The sequence below is a fragment of the Desulfamplus magnetovallimortis genome, from assembly GCF_900170035.1.
GTDB lineage: Bacteria > Desulfobacterota > Desulfobacteria > Desulfobacterales > Desulfobacteraceae > Desulfamplus > Desulfamplus magnetovallimortis.
On record NZ_LT828541.1, the window covers coordinates 646,792 to 665,663 of the forward strand.

At 41.3% G+C, this 18,872-nt stretch carries 15 protein-coding genes; 4 read left to right on the top strand and 11 right to left on the bottom strand.

Features of this window, described 5'->3' with window-relative positions:
- The 9 genes from MTBBW1_RS06810 to MTBBW1_RS06855 form a co-directional block, all read right to left on the bottom strand.
- A partial coding sequence (locus MTBBW1_RS06810) for an ABC transporter substrate-binding protein (RefSeq protein WP_139786688.1) occupies positions 1-1,909 on the bottom strand: 1,909 nt, incomplete at its 3' end.
- Positions 1,910-1,912: 3 nt separating this feature from the next.
- A complete protein-coding gene (locus MTBBW1_RS06815) occupies positions 1,913-2,638 on the bottom strand; it encodes an ABC transporter ATP-binding protein (protein ID WP_080801007.1) in 726 nt (241 codons plus the stop codon).
- A complete protein-coding gene (locus MTBBW1_RS06820) occupies positions 2,638-3,405 on the bottom strand; it encodes an ABC transporter ATP-binding protein (protein ID WP_080801009.1) in 768 nt (255 codons plus the stop codon). The genes MTBBW1_RS06815 and MTBBW1_RS06820 overlap by 1 nt, the downstream gene beginning before the upstream one ends.
- Before the next feature lie 84 nt (positions 3,406-3,489).
- Complete coding sequence (locus MTBBW1_RS06825; protein WP_080801012.1) at positions 3,490-4,575, bottom strand: branched-chain amino acid ABC transporter permease; 1,086 nt, start codon at positions 4,573-4,575, stop codon at positions 3,490-3,492.
- A 10-nt stretch (positions 4,576-4,585) separates the two neighbouring features.
- The gene (locus MTBBW1_RS06830; RefSeq protein WP_080801015.1) at positions 4,586-5,500 is read right to left on the bottom strand and encodes a branched-chain amino acid ABC transporter permease; all 915 of its coding nucleotides are present in this window, start codon (positions 5,498-5,500) and stop codon (positions 4,586-4,588) included.
- Between the two features lie 166 nt (positions 5,501-5,666).
- Entirely contained in the window at positions 5,667-6,839 is a 1,173-nt protein-coding gene (locus tag MTBBW1_RS06835) for an ABC transporter substrate-binding protein (RefSeq protein ID WP_245809286.1), read from the bottom strand.
- Positions 6,840-7,122: 283 nt separating this feature from the next.
- The gene (locus MTBBW1_RS06840; protein WP_080801018.1) at positions 7,123-7,695 is read right to left on the bottom strand and encodes a chalcone isomerase family protein; all 573 of its coding nucleotides are present in this window, start codon (positions 7,693-7,695) and stop codon (positions 7,123-7,125) included.
- A 238-nt stretch (positions 7,696-7,933) separates the two neighbouring features.
- Complete coding sequence (locus MTBBW1_RS06845) at positions 7,934-10,189, bottom strand: methyl-accepting chemotaxis protein (RefSeq protein WP_186441126.1); 2,256 nt, start codon at positions 10,187-10,189, stop codon at positions 7,934-7,936.
- Between the two features lie 513 nt (positions 10,190-10,702).
- Entirely contained in the window at positions 10,703-11,251 is a 549-nt protein-coding gene (locus MTBBW1_RS06855) for a shikimate kinase (RefSeq protein WP_080801024.1), read from the bottom strand.
- Between the two features lie 295 nt (positions 11,252-11,546).
- Here MTBBW1_RS06855 and MTBBW1_RS06860 point away from each other — a divergent pair, with 295 nt between their 5' ends.
- From MTBBW1_RS06860 to MTBBW1_RS06870, 3 genes are all read left to right on the top strand, one after another.
- A complete protein-coding gene (locus MTBBW1_RS06860; RefSeq protein WP_080801033.1) occupies positions 11,547-12,116 on the top strand; it encodes a cupin domain-containing protein in 570 nt (189 codons plus the stop codon).
- 27 nt (positions 12,117-12,143) lie between these two features.
- Positions 12,144-13,796: an AMP-binding protein gene (locus MTBBW1_RS06865; RefSeq protein WP_080801036.1), complete on the top strand. Its 1,653-nt coding sequence runs from the start codon at positions 12,144-12,146 to the stop codon at positions 13,794-13,796.
- Between the two features lie 187 nt (positions 13,797-13,983).
- On the top strand, positions 13,984-14,958 hold the full coding sequence (locus MTBBW1_RS06870; protein ID WP_080801039.1) for a hypothetical protein: 975 nt from the start codon (positions 13,984-13,986) through the stop codon (positions 14,956-14,958).
- Positions 14,959-15,101: 143 nt separating this feature from the next.
- Here MTBBW1_RS06870 and MTBBW1_RS28205 read toward each other — a convergent pair whose 3' ends face one another.
- On the bottom strand, positions 15,102-15,977 hold the full coding sequence (locus MTBBW1_RS28205) for a hypothetical protein (protein WP_080801043.1): 876 nt from the start codon (positions 15,975-15,977) through the stop codon (positions 15,102-15,104).
- A 41-nt stretch (positions 15,978-16,018) separates the two neighbouring features.
- Positions 16,019-16,615: an RNA polymerase sigma factor gene (locus MTBBW1_RS06880; protein WP_080801046.1), complete on the bottom strand. Its 597-nt coding sequence runs from the start codon at positions 16,613-16,615 to the stop codon at positions 16,019-16,021.
- Between the two features lie 376 nt (positions 16,616-16,991).
- Between MTBBW1_RS06880 and MTBBW1_RS06885 the strand changes: the two genes are divergently transcribed.
- Positions 16,992-18,872: caspase family protein (locus MTBBW1_RS06885; RefSeq protein WP_080801049.1), on the top strand; the 1,881-nt coding region annotated here is incomplete at its 3' end.

Genomic DNA, 18,872 nt, shown 5'->3' on the forward strand with positions numbered 1-18,872 from the left:
GTGATATATTTGTGATTGGGGCTGCACTTATAAGAGCCCACACTGTCTCTCCATTGCGCTTTACATAACGCTTTTCCATTGGTTGTAATTGGCTGAAAATGTTGAAATTACCGTTAAGCCTTGTTTCAAGGTCAATATTTTCAGGCTCATGGTTTTTACCATTAAGATATTTTGTATCATTTTCATGGCTCGGTGTGGCTGATGAGAGCCCAGACTGTTTGTTTTTTAAAATTTTTTTTATTAAAGATGAAAAGTCTATCTTAAAAAGCCTTAAAGATTCTGATTTGTAGGTGACTTTGTTGTCATTTTTATTGTCATAGCCAAGAATCTTTCTCATACGTTCTATCAGGGAGTAGGTAAGCTCAATATCATCGGGATGGGTCACCTGGCTCCAGTGCATATTTTTCATTTCAGATTGAGTGTAGCCAAGCATTGTACAAAAAGCGTCGTTGACCCGCATATAGTTGCCCTTTATAGATACCATGGCCATACCACCAGGTGAGTGGGTGAAGAGCTGGCGGAATCTTGCTTCGCTTTGTGCAAGGTTTTTCATGCTTTTTTTTCTGTGAAGCATGTTTATGGATAGAAGAAGAATTATGGCAATAAGACTGCACATAAGAATAATGGTAAACCATACAAGCTGGCGGTTTTGTGTGTAAAATGATACCGGTTGATTGATAACAATGCTTCCCGCAGGCAGCTTTGAAATCGGGATGTCAAATCGTTTAAGCTCATTGGCATCAAACATATATTGATTTGGGCTTTCAAGTATGACAGGAATGGAGGACGGCTTTTCATTGTTTAGAACCCTTATTGCAAGTTCTGCAGCGGTTTTGCCCTGGTGATAGCCGCTTGTCAGCATTCCTCCGACTATTCCGTAGCCAAGGTGAAAATCCCAGAATGAGTATAGAGGGGAATTACTTGCATCAGATATTATTCGGGCGCTCTGGTGAAATGTGTAAAAATTCCCTTGGGAATCTGATGTGAAATGCAGCCAGATAACAATGTCATTTTTACCAAGTCCGTTTACATAGTCCTTTACCTCGTCCATAGTGTGGTTGTCGATCCATGTCACTTTTGTTTGTTGTGCGAGAGCTTTGATTGCTTTAAGAAATAACTCTTTGTTGGCTTTGCCTGAAAGTGAGTTGTCTAAAATTGCTACAATATGGTTTGAGTTTGGGTTTAGTTGAAATGCTATTTCAAGGGTTTTTGCCATATCAATGGACTCCACAACTCCGGTGAAAAGAGGACGATCGTTGAGCATCTCGGGAGTGAAGTTGTTGACTCCGCAGAAAATCACAGGTGTATCTAAAAAAATCTGTGAGCCATGTTTAAGCATGAACTGAAAGGCATGATCATCGGAAGTGATTATTGCATCAAAGTTACAGGCAGCATAATGGGTTTTGTATAATGCTGCAAGCTGGTTGAGATATTCAGGTGTTGCAATTCTCTTGGTATCCATAAATTCATGGGATATATTTATCGCCTGGGATACAATTTGATCTGAAGGGTTTAAACTCTTTTTTTTATCAACAAGTGCCATTCTTTCCAGGGTTTCATCAATACCCTGAGCAACCGTGTCTGTCCATGTAAGGCCCTTATGGTATGAGTGCAGAACCAGTATAGATGGTTTTTTTTTGCCATTGGGTATGTTTTCTGAAGGCAATTTCGGAGTTAAACTCTGTTTGTCACTGTTGATGCTGTTGTATGATATGGTTTGTGCAGGAAGTGGTTTAGAGGCAGTTTTCTCTATTGATTCCTGTGATATCAGAGGGGAAGGGTATAATAATAAAAAAAATAAAAAGACGATGAATGTTGGGGATATAGGGAGATTCATGGGAAGCTTCTGGCGGGTGCAGAAGAAAAAATTTTTCTGCACCCCAATTTTAAGGTTGAAAACAAAAAGCAATGTTCATCCGCCAAGGTAGGCTTTTTTCACTTCCGGATTGTTCATAAGTTCAGCAGAAGGCCCCTGTGCAACAATTTCTCCGGTATCCATGACATAGCCTCTGTGGGCAAATTTCAAAGCAAGGTTTGCATTTTGTTCAATCAAAAGGATGGTCATCCCCTCTTCATTGAGCTGCTTTAAAACCCGGAACATGTCGTACATTAAAAGAGGGGAAAGCCCCATGGATGGTTCATCCAGCAAAATAAAGTTACATGCTGTCATTATGGCACGGCTTACAGATAGCATCTGCTGCTCCCCGCCGCTTAAGGTTTCACTTCTCTGGTAGCGCCGTTCAGCCATTTTGGGGAAAAGATCATAGACTCGTTCGTAATCCTTTTGCTGATTTTCGTCATCCGGTCTTGAGTAGGTTGCAAGTTTCAGGTTCTCCTCCACTGTAAGATTACCAAAAATATGCCGTCCTTCAGGTGCAAGAGCAATGTTATAGTCAGATACAATGGTGTGTGCCGGCACTTTTAGGATGCTTTTGCCTTTGTAGAGGATATCTCCGCCTGAAACAGTTGAACCCTCCGGCGGCGGAACCCTTGTAATGGCATGGAGTGTTGTGGTTTTACCGGCTCCGTTGGAACCGATGAGTGTCACTATTTCTCCTTTATTTACATGAAAGGAGATGCCGTGGAGGGCTTCGATATTGCCATATTTTACATAGAGGTCTTTGATTTCAAGTAACATCAGATATTATCATCTCCAAGATAGGCTTTTATCACATCAGGGTTATTCTGGATCTCGTCCGGTGTGCCTTCGGCAATTGTCTTGCCAAAATCAATTACCTGTATCCAGGAGCACAGTGACATGACCACTGCCATCTGATGTTCTATCATCCATATGGCAATGTCAAATTCGTTGTGAATCCAACGGATTAGCTGGATGAGATCCTGTACATCAGAAGAGTTTAATCCAGCGGCTGGTTCATCAAGAAGCAGCAGGTCAGGCTTTACTGAAAGTGCCCTGGCGATTTCGATTTTTCTCTGTATGCCATAGGGCAGGTTTCTGGGTTTTTCATCCTTGAACTGAACAAGATTGAGCTGCTCCAGAAGCTCCATGGCAATTGATGTCATTCGTTTTTCATTCTCCATGTAGCGCCGGTTTCTTGTGAACAGGTCAAACAGGTTGTATCCCAGATTGTAGTGCTGGGAGATGAGAATGTTATCAAGAAGAGTCATATCATGCCACAAGCGGATATTCTGGAAGGTTCTGGCTATGCCCATGGCTGTAACCCTGTGGGGTTTAAGACCGTCTATCTGTTTTCCCTTGAATAAAATTTTACCCTTTGTGGGTTTGTAAAAGCCGCTTACAATATTGAATACAGTTGTTTTTCCGGCACCGTTGGGACCGATCAGCCCCATAAGCTCTCTTCCCTCAAAACGGGTTGAAAATTCCGATACCGCAGTCAGACCGCCAAACTGCTGGGTCAGACTCTTTATTTCAAGTAAAGACATAAATTAGTGCTCCGTCATCTCATGCGTTGAGCAGTGCCCCGAATCATCTGGAGTAGGGATTCCCTGCTTACGAAACCATCAATGTTATTTGAATTCATAATATTTTTTAAGCTTGGGAAAGAAATCCGAAAGCTCTCTGTTTCCCATTAGTCCTTCTGGTCTAAATTGCATCAGGATAACAAGAATAAGCGGAATAATAACCCATTTAAGAACCTGACTCAGATGAAAGGTATCAGGAATAATGGGCATGAGATGTAAAAGTGTGTCTGCTGCCGGAATGATGAACCGCAGCCCCTCAATGAGAAGGGTGAAAATAACGGCAGCAATGATGGAACCGCTCAGGGACCCCATACCCCCGAGATAGACCATTACAAGACATTCGGTGGATTTGAGAATACCAAATGAATTGGGGTTTATGTATCCAAGTATGTGGGCAAATAGACCTCCGGCAAGGCCGGCAAGACCGGATGAGAGCATAAATGCCACAAGCTTCATCTTGTTGGTATTAACACTCATGATTTCGGCTGCAATCTCATCCTGATGAATGGCAATAATACCTTTTCCATATGTGGATGTTACAAATCTTCGTATAACAAATACCGTGAAGTAAGTAAAGGTAAAGACCCAGATGAGCATCCAGGGAATATAGGCAACATCCTCCATGGCAAAGACAATTTGTTTCATGCCCATGAAGCCCCTGGCACCGCCTATGACATCCATGTTTATAAAAAGACTTACTATAATAAAGTTGGCGGCAAGTGTTATGATGGCCAGATAGTCATCCCTTGTCTTGAATGAGGGCACTGCCACAAGAAGACCTGTTATGGCGGCAGCAACACCACCTATGAACATGGTGACCGGAAAAAAATAGAGGGCAAGTTCCGGTGCAAAAATGGCCTGTCCAAAGGTTTTGCTGTTGGTAAAAAACATGATATTAAGAACAGATGTTACATATGCCCCTACTGCCATGAAGCCGGCATGACCACAGGCAAACTCTCCCATGTAGCCATTTATGATGTTGAAGCTTGATGATAGTATTATGTTGACGCCTATGAACATGATGACAGTCTGGACATAAAGGTCAATTAGCTGAAAATGTGCCGCAATTATGGTACCTGCCGCAAGCAGAAAGAGCAGGGAGGGTACAGACATTTTTTTAGTGTTAATCATCTTGGATAACCTATATTTTTGTTGATTTTGCAATGCCGAACAGACCAGTGGGTTTGATGACAAGGATTATCATCAGAATGGAAAAGGCAATAAGATCCCTGAATGTGGAAGGAAATATCGCCATTGCGAGAATTTCCACTATTCCCAGCAGAAAACCGCCGACAAAGGCACCCTTGATATCTCCGATCCCCCCCACAACTGCTGCAATAAAGGCTTTCCAGCCAATTAGCGCACCCATAAAGGGATCCAGCACAGGATAGGACATGGCAAATAGAATGCCTGCAAGACCTGCAAGAGAAGAGCCAAGGATAAAGGTGACCATGATGATGGTGTCAATGGGAATTCCCATCAGAGGAATGGCAAACTTGTCGTAGGAGATGCCCCGCATGGCCATGCCGATTCTGGTTTTAGATATTATGGCATTGAGGACGAAATAGACCAGGATGGAGGAGAGAATAACGCCGATTTTCAGGTTGGTCATGCTAATGGAACCAATATTGTAAACAACCTTGTCAATCAGTTCCGGAAAGCTTTTGCGGCTGGCACCAAGGAAGGCAAGGTTGCCGTTTTCCAGGATAAGGCCGCACATAAGGGCGGTTATAACAACATAGAGGCGGTTTGCTCCCTTTCTTCTGAGTGGTCTGTAGGCAATTCTTTCAAGTGCCACGCCGCACACAGATGTCAGAATCATGGTAAGAGGAATCACCATGGCAAGTATAACAGGGCCTGAAAGTCCACCATCTCCCTGCAGGAAGAACATAGCAAGGAAAAATGCAATGTAGGCACCCACCATGAAAATATCACCATGGGCAAAATTGATAAGCCTGAGTACACCATACACAAGGGTGTACCCCAGTGCAATCAGGGAGTAAAAACTGCCCCACTGCAATGCATTGAACAGATTTTGAAATATTGAGTCAAGCACGTGAAAATCCCCTTAAGGATAAATGATAAAACAGCACTCTTCCATTTTTTAAAAGTCATTTTAAAATTTTTTTACAGAAAGAGTGCTGTTTTGTTGTTTGATACCCTTTTTTAGGCAAGTTTCAATCAGGAAAAACAGAGAATAACAAAAAAGGGTCTGTTTGTAATTATGGACATACGGATTCAGTAAATTCAAATTCTCCGGCATCATTTATTTTTACAACTACAGCACATTTGATGGGATCACCTTCTGCATCAAACTTCATGTTGCCGGTAATGCCTTTAACCTCTTCGATTGCCGCAATACCTTCTCTGATGTTTTTGCGGTCTTTTCTGAGATCACCTGTGATTTTGCCTGCATTCTGGATTCCGGCAAGAACAACATTAATGGCATCCCATGTAAGGGCAGCAACGTCAGCAGGCTGGTATCCATAAAGTTTATTGTATTTGTCAATAAACTCTTTTGTGGCACCCTTGGCTCCGGCTGCTGCATAGTGGGTGGAGAAGTAGTGTCCCTTGCAGTCATCGCCGCAAAGGGTCATAAGCTCAGAGTTGCCCCAGGCATCTGCACCCATGAAGGGGCCTTTCCATCCAAGATCGTGGGCCTGTTTTACAATAAGTGCAACTTCATTGTAGTTGTTGGGCAGAAAGATAAAATCAGGATTTGAGGATATTATTTTGGTCAACTGGGCACTGAAATCCTGATCCTTGTCTCCATAGCTTTCAAAGGCCACAACTGCTCCGTCGCCTTTTTTGCTGTTAAAGTCTGCCTGGAAAATTTCAGCAAGGTTTTTGCTGTAGTCATTGGCAAGTGCATAGAGAACAGCGGCTTTTTCAGCTTTAAATGTCTTTATAGCAAAATCAGCTGCCACAGGTCCCTGAAAGGGATCAAGGAATGCTGCACGAAATACCCAAGGACGATCCTTTGTGGTGTCAGGGTTGGTTGACCAGGGAGATATCATTGGGGTGCGGTTGTCGTTGCATACTTGACCTGCCGGTACTGCCTGCTTGCTGGAGTTGGGGCCTACAATTGCTAAGACCTGATCTCTTTCAATGAGTTTGAGAGCTGCGGTTACAGCAGATTCAGCTTTGGACTCGTTATCTTCATATATAAACTCAAGTTTATATTTTGTGCCGCCAACATCAAGGCCGCCCTGGCCATTGATTTCAGCAAGAAGCATTTCACCTGCAAATTTGGACTCTTCTCCTACCTTGGGAATATCACCTGTGAGTGGAATGTTAAAACCGATTTTAATGTTTTGAGCCATTGCCGGGGAAAGGGAGAGCAGGGCAATGAAGATAAAAGAGATGAGAATCAATAAACTTTTCTGTTTTTTCACGAAAGACCTCCTTGAAACAAGTTTTTGGGCTACCATCATAATCCAGTACACTTATCATAATACAGAACACCTTTGATGATAATTTGTGTTTGGTATCACCATTTTACAGGTGTTATTGGAAGATCATGATAAAAAAGTGTTCAGCTTTATGCTGGCAGCCGGATTTTGGATAGTGGAAAGCTGGAAACGCATCAATAATTTGCCTGAAGCAGTGGCAAAATTAAGTCAATATAGCAGATAGCATTATAAATCAAGTTTGATTTTATGGCATCTTAATTATTGATTATTTTCCCAGCATACCATCTCTTAGCTCCTTGTCTCCGTCAAATACGTCTGTCTCAAGTAACCAGACACCAAAAAGTGCCTTTTTAAAATCAAGACCTTCAATTGTGGTGGAGAGCTGATCGTTATAATAGATGGCTGTTCCTTCTCCTGGGGTGTAGATATATTTCCATACATCTGTTTTCTCTGCCTTTGAAACAGAACCAAGAAATTTATCTATATTGGCCTTTTGTGCATCATAGGTTTCTCCGGCTGAATATTTAAAACCATCATTAAATACCCCTGTTACCTTGTCAACAGGGCCTGTTCTTTTCCAGATCATGGTTATTGCCATTGGCTCGTCTGCTGTTATTATCTGCTGGGAATCTGAGGTTTTTGCTTTAAGATAGAGGCCGGCAACATAAACCTTGAAACCAAATTTTTTCCTGATTCCGGTGCCGTTGAGAACAAGTTCCCCTTTGCCCCCTTCAAGGCTCATTGTGTCAGGAACGTCCACCCCGCCGGTTTCAACAGCATAAAGAGAAGTTGCAGCAAAAAAGAGAATCAGGGACACGTACAGGATTTTTTTAAACATGGTAACTCCTTTTAAGATAAATTATATTTGGTTTGTAAATGATGGCTACCGTCGTAAGTCTGCAAGACTTTGAATAACCATTTATGTTTTTGTGTTGCAAATAGCGTTTTTGATGAAATCGCCGCTGTAATGCTACTGCATTGTCAAGGCTAAAAATTAGGGTTCGGTTAATTATATAGACAAGGCATGCCTTGTCTCTACGTTGCAGATAACCCTAAAATTAAGTGTTGACAGTGTGCTATACTTCAAATTCATTCATCATTTGTTTTAATTTTTCAGCAAGTTTTGACAGATCTTCAGCACTGCTGTTTAGTCGGGAGCTGTTTTTTGACATTTCAACAGCCTTCTCATTAACCCCTGCAATGTCACTTGATATCTCTGATGCACTCAAAGAGCACTGGGCAACATTTTCAGTAACCTCCTGAATACCCTGGGAACCCTGGGCAACATTAAGGCTTATCTCCTGTGTGGCAGTGGATTGATCCTCAATGGTTCTTGCAATGGTGGAGATGATATCGTTGACCTTAACAATTATTGAAGAGATCTTCTCAATTCCTTTTATTGTATTTGCAGTTGTGCCCTGGACACTTTGCACCTGTCGGCTTATTGCCTTTGTGGCTTCTGCTGTCTGGTTTGCAAGCTCCTTTATTTCGTTTGCCACAACGGCAAATCCCTTGCCGGATTCACCTGCACGGGCAGCTTCAATTGTTGCGTTCAGGGCAAGAAGGTTGGTCTGTTCCGATATTTCGGCAATTGTTTCTGTTACTTTGCCAATATCCATTGCAGCCTCTTCAAGGTGTTTCATATCCACTGATGTGCTTTCCGCCTGTGCCACTGCATCGCTTGATATGGATCTTGCAAGCTCTGACTCCTTTGCAATCTCGTTGATTGTGGCAGTATTCTCTTCTGTGGCTGCGGCCACGGTTCCAAGATTGGTTGATGTCTCCTCTATAGCTGCTGCTATTGAGTTGAGGTTTGCACTCATCTGTTCAGTGGCACTTGCCACTGTATTGAATTTTGATGCTGTAGCATCTGCACTGCTTGACATATGAAGTGATATATCTTTCAGGCTTATGGAGGATGCTGAAAGTGTTGCCACATCACTTGTGATATCCCTTACAAGTCCGCCAAGGTTTGTCACCATACCGTTCAGTGCTGATGCAAGAACCCCAATTTCATCCTTCTGGTCAATATCAAGTTTGCGGGTAAAAATACCCTTTGACATCTGCCTTGAAAATGCAACTGCCCTAATAATAGGGATGGTGATCATGCGTGTTATGAAAAAAGAGAGGGCAAAGCCTGCTATAATTGCTGTAATCCCTATTGATAGGGCAAGTTTTGATCTGGAGTCTGCGTCACTGTTTACCTGCTCTGTACCACTCGCTGCAATTGTACGTGCATTGCTGTAAAGATCTTCAATTAAGGGCTCTGTACTGTTGACCGCACTTGTCATCTTTTCGTACATTTCCCCTATTATCATATCCTGTGCTACAAGAGCTTCAAAGGCATCTTTGTACAGTGTCAGGTATTTGTTTGAGTTTTTCTTGTAATCTTCATCAATTTTGGACTCATCAATGGCTTTAAACATATTGCCTATTGCCTGCCTGGCCTTTGCTGCATATTCTTCCCCGCCAAAAAGAAGGTAGTCTTTTTCCCTGCTTCTTATTTCTAGCAAAAGAGGTTTTGCATTAGGCAGGTATGTAATGCTCAAAAAGCCGTCAATCTCTCCTATGGCTTCCTTCATTTCATAGAAATGCTCTGTTATATTTTCAAATGAAGTGGCTTTTTTAAGATTATCAAGGGCAGTTGCATATGCTGACAATATCTCTTTAAGAGCATCTTTTATCATCTCTTCGTTGGCCGAGGATTTTGCAATGATGTTTTGGTAGCCATTGACAAGTAACTCCAGTGTTTCAAGGGCATCTGGGTCATCATGCAGCCAGTATTGATCCTGAGCCTGAACCATCTTCAGCATATGTACATAAAGGTCTTCAACGTCAACATAGGATAGCTCAGATACAAGACGGTCTGCTGCCATTGCAAATTCGCCTCTGAGGCCGGAAGTTGCGTCAAGACCCCTTGATTCATAGGAGGTACTCAGATCATTAAAGCTTTTTGCATAGTTATCAATAAACTGGGCAATCTCTTTTCCTTTTTGGGCGGTGATCTGGTTGTCTGACGACATTGCCCTTGTAACTATTTCATGTGCTTTGGCCGTTAGATGTTTTATGTTGTCACCAATGTCAATAAGATATTTTTTATCAAGGGTGGAGAGAAAGTTTTTTTCATCAATACGGCACTGCTTCATGAGATTTTTTATCTCTGCGGCCTGACCTGCTATTGCAACATTGACCTTCATCAGATTCTGGAAATTACTGGATGTGGATTTTACCGTAAAGTGGTAAATAGCCATGACGCATGCAAACAGCAGGAGAACAATACCAAAACCTCCAACAAGTTTTGTAACCATCTTCAGGTTATTAAAAAATTTCATTAATTCAATGACCTCCTTTTGTGGTACATCTTTCATTCTAAACCTTCATGGCAGAATTCTACTGCCAACCCCTATTATGAAAAAAATAAGGGGCAGTTTTCAGGTTAAGTTGAAAGTATCGTAAAAAGTTCATAAAAGACAAAAGTAGATACGAATAATTTCAGAGGATTAGGGCTGAAAAAAGACAGAGAACGTACTTTTTCAGTTTTGTCAAGGATTTTGGTTTTATTAAACCTATCAAAACATGGGTTTCAATAAAATCAATGGGTTGTATAAAATCGATATAATGTCTAATGTAGAGACGTTGCATTGCAACGTCTCTACCATGGAGATTTTCATCCCTTCGATTGTGCTGGGTATCTGCCATATATGTTCATGTAACAAAAACCCCGGTCTGGGTGATGTTTTCCTTTATTATTGAGGCAGGTTGATATTAAATAGAGTCATATTGCGTGTCAAGATAAAATTCTTGATATGATTGCAGCCATCCTTTATATAAATCCACTTTCTTGCTTAAGATTCCCGAAGAATAGAAAAGGATGCCAAAAGATCGGTGATGGTCTGTGTTACCTCCTCTGGGGATTTATTTGATGTGACTATTTGATGAAATTGACCATAGCCCTTTTTACGCTGCTCCATAAGCTCAAGGATTCTCTCAAGGGGGTTTTGGGTTTCAAGAAGTGGCCGTTGGGATGGGTCATTTTGTACCCTTGCAAGGATCTCTTCTGGTGTGGCAACAAGGCAGAATATCCGGCCATGTCGGCCAAGAACAGATGCATTGTCATTATCAAGCATCATTTTTCCACCTGTTGAGATAACATAGCCCTCTTTATCTGCAAGCTCCTTTGCAACGTTGTTTTCAAGTTTCCTGAACTCAGACTCACCTCTGTTTCTAAAAATATCAGGAATGCTTTGCCCTGCTCTCTCTTCAATAAAAGTGTCTGTGTCAACGAAAATATAGCCCATTTTTTTTGCCAGCATTTTGCCGACAGTGGTTTTTCCTGTACCCATAAATCCTGTGAGTATGATGTTGTTTCTGTCAATGATGTTGTCTCTGTCCATTTTCTACCTTTTGATATGAAGCACGTCTTAGGTTTTGCATCTTATGTTTGTGATTGAGATGGCCAGCTCCGACCATGATCGTTTGATTGTTTTAGGCATACTAATTATAATCGGGCTATTCATCAAGTGGAAAGTTATTTCATTATCATATCCTTGATATGGTTAAATAAGCATTTTAACTTGACGATGTGTGTTTAATAATGTCTAATTGCCGGTTGCCGGCAAACTTGAAAAATGGCTGGCGCTGAAGCCCTATGCTGATTTGTTTTAAAAAAAATATAAATACGGAGGAGTAATGCAAACAGGAAAGGTGAGTAAAAGAATTGAAGATTTTATGGAGAAACGTGATATCTCCATTGAGCAACTTGCAGAATTGACATCCCTTGACAAGGCATTTTTGCAAACAATGCTCAATGAAAGTATATATCCGCCTCTTGGGCCTTTGATGAAAATTGCAAGGGCATTGGGTGTGCGCCTTGGTACTTTTCTTGACGATCAGGAAAGCTCAGATCCTTTTATAGTTAGAAGATCGGAAAAAGAGGCTGAATTTAACGTTCTGGCCGGTGAGGGAAAATCCAATGCCCTTACTTTTTATTCACTTGGAAAGGGTAAGACAGATCGTCATATGGAGCCTTTTTTTGTTGAGATCATGCCTGAATCAGCAAAGGAAAAAAATCTCTCTTCACATGAAGGAGAGGAGTTTATAGTTGTGCATAAAGGAACTATTGAGATGCTGTACGGTAACGAAGTCTATATTCTCAATGAAGGCGACACTGTTTACTATAACTCCATTGTACCTCATTATATAAGTTGTGCAGGTGATGAAAAGGCGGAAATCCATGCAGTTATTTATATCCCTGAGTGATAATGAGAAAAATGGAGGCTAATTGTGATGGAAAACCGAAAAGAGCTCAGGGAAGTTACCCTGGGTACCATTTTGGATGAAACAGTTGAAAAATACCCTGATAATGATGCAATTATCTATGTTGACAGGGATTTTCGTCTTACATGGAAGCAGTTTGCCGATCTTGTGGATGAAGTTGCCATGGGGTTGATGGCACTTGGTGTCCAAAAGGGAGAAAAGGTTGCCATATGGGCGACAAATATCCCTTTCTGGGTTGTTTTACAGTTTGCAACTGCAAGAATTGGTGCGATTCTTTTAACTGTTAACACCAATTATAAAATTGCTGAGCTTAAGTATCTTCTCCAGCAGTCTGAGAGTGAAAATCTTTTTATCATTGATGGGTTTCAGGATACTGATTATGTAAATACTGTTTATGAGCTTTTGCCTGAACTTAAGACACAGCAGAGAGGGTATCTTAAAAGTGAGGAATTTCCCCATTTGAAACGGGTATGCTTTCTTGGGCATGAAAAACATAGGGGAATGTTTTCAATACCTGAAATAAGGGCAATGAAAGCCATGGTAACCGTGGAAGAGTACAAGGCAAGGGAGGCATCCCTTGATCCTCATGATGTTGTTAACATGCAATACACATCAGGTACCACAGGTTTTCCAAAGGGCGTGATGCTGACCCATTATAATATTGGTAATAACGGATTCTGGATAGGAGAGAATCAAAAATTCAGTGATAAGGACAGGCTTTGCATTCCGGTTCCCCTTTTTCACTGTTTTGGCTGCGTTCTCGGGGTTTTGGCTGCTGTCAACCACGGCACAACAATGGTGATTCTGGAGACATTTGACCCTGTCATGGTAATGGCATCAGTGGAGCAGGAGAGATGCACTGCACTTTATGGAGTGCCCACAATGTTCATTGCCCTTCTTGAGCATCCTCTTTTCCATAAATTTGATTTCTCCACCCTTCGTACAGGCATCATGGCAGGCTCCAACTGCCCTGTTGAGGTGATGAGAAAGGTAATAGATCGTATGAATATGTCAGAAATTACTATCTGTTATGGATTGACCGAAAATTCACCGGTAATGACCTACACAAGGATAGATGACGATATCCAAAAAAGAGTGGAGACTGTTGGCCAGCCACTTCCATTTATTGAAGTCAAAATTATTAATCCTGAAACCGGCGTTACACTTTTCCCTGATACACAAGGAGAGGTCTGCTGCCGCGGTTACAGCGTTATGAAGGGATATTATAACAATCCAGAGGCCACAGCAGGCGCAATTGATGCTGATGGATGGCTTCATTCCGGAGACCTTGGAGTCATGGATAAAGATGGCTTTCTCTCCATAACCGGCAGATATAAGGATATGATCATACGGGGTGGTGAAAATATCTATCCCAAGGAGATCGAAGAGTTTCTCTATCGCATGGATGGTATCCAGGATGTTCAGGTGGCAGCAGTTCCCAGTGAAAAGTATGGTGAAGAGGTGGGAGCATTCATTATTCCCAAAAAAGGAGTAAGCCTTGAGGAGAGTGATGTGCAGGATTTTTGCAGGGGGCATATAAGTCGCTACAAGATTCCAAGATATGTAACCTTTGTTGATTCATATCCCATGACAGCAAGCGGAAAAATTCAGAAGTTCAAGCTCACCGAGATCTCTGTGGATATCTGGCCTGACAGGCGGTGAATTACAGCCATATGATATGAGTTGTCAGGTAATTGTCTGAACCAGGATTTTCATGATTAAGGGATTACCCTGATTTTTAAATTATGTTATTCTTTAAATCAAGGCTCAAAAGACCATAGGTGCGGGCTTTGAGAGAGTTACTATCTTAATCTCTTGCAGTGCTTACATAAAACAAAAGGGAGTTGCCATGAAAAATCATACCAAAAACCCCATCGTAATTGCCATTGACATTGATGATTTTCTTACCACAATGGAAACCAGTGAGTTACACAAAAAAGAGTGGCTTGATCCTGTTCATCACAGTGAAAAGCATTTTGTCATGGCTGAATTCACACATCATGACAGAGATCACAAGGTTGAAAATCTGCTGACACCCGGGTGTATAGAGTTTTTTCAGTTTCTCTTTGATTATGACTTTATCAGGCCGGCATTTTTCAGTTCAGGTATTCGGGCCCGCAATATTGACCTTGCAAAAAAAATTGTTCAGACAGCCATTGATGCCGGAGGTGATTCCTCATGGATGGATCGTTATGATGTATATTCCCGTGAAGACTGTTTTGATACCGAAAGACTTAAATATGATATAGATGAAGAGATCCGCCGAAAATTTCAGCCTGAACACTTTTTTGGAAACTACAAGAAAGATCTGCGCATGATTTACTATGGGCGTGAAAAATATCATGAATTGTGTGAGAAGGCATTTGAAGATCCTTCTGTCCTTTTGCCGGATCATGAAAAAGATGAGCCGATATTGAGAAATCTGGTGATGGTGGAGGAGGATTCTTCTTATCTGTTCCCGGGTCAGGAAAAGAACATGCTTTTGTGTCCCACATATTTTCATCCATATACTTATCTGATCAATCACCAGGGAGAGGATACGCCCCATGACCCCGATGACTGGAGGGATAAATTTAAAGGAGCCAATACCATTTTTTATGCAGCGGGTGTTTTAAATCACGCAATTGAAAGGCATTGCAGAGAAAAGTTGCCCATAACGGAAATTTTATGGCAGGAACAGGGCACCCTCTGGGTAGGGCGCAAACGATACCAGGAATGGTTCCCCATACATTTTTTCACCAAAGGCCGTGATGTGCTGAGGAAATACAACCCTAAATTAAACTTTGCTGTGGCTTCCAGCGAACCTGGAGCATCCCTGAAGTAAGTAAGGAAACGACATGCCGTTAAAGAATCTTGAGTAAACCGTCATGGCCGGAGTCCGGTCACCCCCCCCCGACTATGGAAATAATGTATCTATTTCCATGGTAAACAGAGATTTTATATCTATTTTGTAACCTTAAATAACTGTTATCTCTTGCGTATAACAATTACAGTTAAATCTTCTTCATCTGAATAGCCCTGATTATAGCGAATCAGTTTGCCAATACCATTTGCTTTTTTTAACCAGGCTTTTTTGTCAATATTAAAATTTGTTCCTGTTTTTCCCCGAATTACTATACCTGTATCATAACGTTCAATATGAAGGATTTTTATGTCAATATCAGCAAATTTTTCAAGGATATGGGGTATGTCAAGCTCTTCACTCTCTAAAAGCAAAGTTGCAACAGGCAGCCTTGCTCCCTGGACAATTTTTACTCCACCCTTATGAACAATATGGCCTGTCTCTTTATCCATCATATTTTGCCAGGGTACAGCAACTAAGCAAATAAATATCAATGATGCCATTACAAGCCCTGGAACCATCTGCCTGATGCTGGTGAACTTGTTGACCCAATCCAGGAAACTGTTGATATTTTTTATTATACTGTTTGATTTGTTACTGCTTTTCTTGCTGATTTTTATCTGTCTGAGGCTTCCCTTACTGCTGCTTCTCTTACTGCTGTTTCTCTTACTGCTGTTTGTCTGTCTGCTTCTTTCTTTATTGCAGTTAACATGTTTGCTGTTTGTCTGTTTATTGTTTGCCCGATCAGGGTCTGCCTGATAAGATTCTGCCTGATAAGATTCTGCTGAAATTAATCTGATTTCATCCATTATATTTTTTGTAACAGCCTGACTAACTGGCAGCGGCTCCCAGTTGTGGATTACCCCCAGGTGAAGATCTGTCTCTTCAACAATTTCTTTCAGATCAGGATTTTTATCCATTCTCTTTTCAAACAGTTTCTTTTCCCTGGTTTCCATATCTCCTCTGAGATATGAAAGAATTTCCATGATATCCTGATGCATATGAACACCTGTCTTATGTTGGTCGTTGCATTTTGCTCAAGTTACAGGCACTGTTTCAGCAGAGAAGAGAGCTTTTCCATATAATGATTAAATTTCCTCTGAACTGTTTTTGTACTGCAACCCATAATTTCTGCTGCCTCTTTCTGAGTGATCTCTTTATACCTGTACTCCACAAGGAGAATTGCCCATTCACCATCGTCACTCTGAAATTTTTTGATGACCCAATCAACGCACTTTTTTACCTTGTCCCCTTCAATATTATCATGGGCTGAACTGTTTTTTTCTGGATCTTTATCAACTCTGACACCTTTCTCCCTGTCACGGTATCTCATGAAATTGGATTTTTCGCTCATCGCCAGAAGGTAAAGCCAGTTTTTGAAACTACCCCGGTTTTGATCAAATTTTCCAAGATGCTTCCATGCCCTTATAAAAGTTCTCTGAAGCAGATCCTCACTGTCTTCCTGGTTTCCAAGTGAAGTATATAAAAAACGGTAAACCGGGTTTTGATATTTTTTTACAATTACCTCAAAACTTTTCATATCTCCTTCAAGGGATTTGCGTATCACTGTTTCATCCTTTGGAGTCTTATCCGGTTCAATATTTGAAACCTTTCTCTCAATAGGGGCATGATGCTTCATTGGATTGTGCTTTTACCTCCTGTGAAGGTTTTATATTATATACTCTGCAAATTTCTGAAAGAAGACATTAAATCAGAAATTATTTTTTCATGGTGACTCATGCCATCCCCGTCTGTGAAAAAAAGTTAAAGTATATTTCAGGTTTATTTTTACTCAAAACCGACATCTTATTGCTTTTCCGACAGTTATTGCATTTGTCTGAATCAGGATAACCAGGATGAAAAGATCATAGGTTTGGATTTTGAGTTTTTATGTTGTTGACGTTTTTGATATATTATTGATACAAAAAAGAATTGTAAAGATTATTTGCCATCTTTTATCTATTAACAGTGGCACTCCCTTGCAGTTGCCGTGAAAAAGGAGGAACTTATCAAAAATGGAATCAAGAAGGCGTTTTCAATCAATTTTGTTGTTATTAATATTTTCTTTTCTTGCACATTTACAGCTTGCTGAGGCAGCAGATCGCACAGCCCTTGTCATAGGCAATGGGGCATATAAATCATCTCCCCTTAAAAATCCCCCCAATGATGCCAGGGATATGAAAAAGAATCTTGAAAAATGTGGTTTTCAGGTTATCTCCCTGCTTGATGTAGGTCACAGGGATATGGAAAGGGCAGTTGATAATTTTTACAAGAGACTTAAAAAAGCAGATGCAGGTCTTTTTTATTACTCAGGCCACGGAATCCAGATAGATGGAGAAAATTATCTCATTCCTGTGGATGCCAATGTCTCCAGTGAATCTGATGTCAAGTTCGAGGCTGTAAATGCAGCAAGGATAATGGGAAAAATGAAGGATGCAGGTACTCCTTTAAAAATAATGATTCTGGATGCCTGTCGTGACAATCCCTTTAAAAAATCATTCAGAAGCAGTAACAGAGGGCTTGCCCGAATGGATGCGCCGGCCGGAGCTATCATTATTTATTCAACAGGCCCTGGTTCTGTTGCCGATGATGGAAAAGACAATAACGGTGTATTTACAGGCCATTTCATTGATAACATGATGAAACCTGGATGGGTAATTGAAAAAGTGCTGAAGGAGACAAGAAAGGGAGTTATGGAGGATACAGGCAACAGGCAGGTTCCCTGGAATGCCTCTTCCCTTACCGGAGATTTTTATTTTCTGGCCGGGGGCAGTATAGTTGTTGATATGCCACCTTCCTCTTCCGGTTCTGAAGATGCTTCCAAACCATCTTCTCCCCGTGCAGAATCTAATCAAAAAGGAAGTCTCAGTATAAAAACTGCCCCCCCTGGTGCAGAAGTTTTTGTTGAAGCGCCTGATGGTAAAAAAATGACATCCACCTCACCTGTTAATTTCGGGGATCTTGAAGAGGGATATTATAACGTCAAGGCAGTTTTTGACAAATATCAGCCTCAATCTAAAAAGGTAAAAGTAAATGCAGGCCGCCGTGCAGTTGTAAGCCTTTACCTTGATCCGGTTGAGATGAAAGGCAAGCTGTACGTAAAAACCGAACCACCTGACAGCCAGGTGCGTATCATGAATATAGTGGATAAATTCCATAATGGAATAGAACTTGATAATGGCAGATATGAGATAGAGGTGTCCAGGGAAGGCTATAGAGTCAAGACCGAGTGGGTTGAGGTACAAAACGGTGAGAATCTTGATCTTTATGTTGAACTTGAAGAGATCCCCGCAAGCCCAGCCCCTGCACCGGTGGTACAGACAAGAAAAACGCCAAATAAAGGAGATACCTGGACAGAACCTGTAACAGGTATGGAGTTTGTGTGGGTGCCCGGAGGTTGCTTTCAGATGGGACAAACAGGGGATGAAAAGAAACAGCTTCTAAAAGAGTATAGTGAAGAACAATATAACACATATTTCAAACGTGAATTACCTCGCCATGAGGTTTGTGTTGATGGTTTCTGGATGGGTAAATATGAAGTAACCAACAGGCAATACAGAAAATTCAAGTCAGGTCATGACAGTAAATCCTATAAAGGCCATAGTTTAAATGGTGATAATCAACCTGTGGCATATGTCTCCTGGAATGATGCCCGTGCGTTTATTGAGTGGCTGAACCGGAAGGGTAATGGAAAATTTAGTCTTCCCACGGAAGCAGAGTGGGAATATGCCTGCCGTGGAGGCAGCAGTTCTGTAAGATTCTGGGGTAATAATGCAGATGATGCATGTAAATATGCCAACGTACATGACCTGACTTCTAAAGATAAATTTGAATTTGATTGGCCTAATCATAACTGTAATGATGGATACGCAGTAACTTCATCTGTGGGAAGTTTG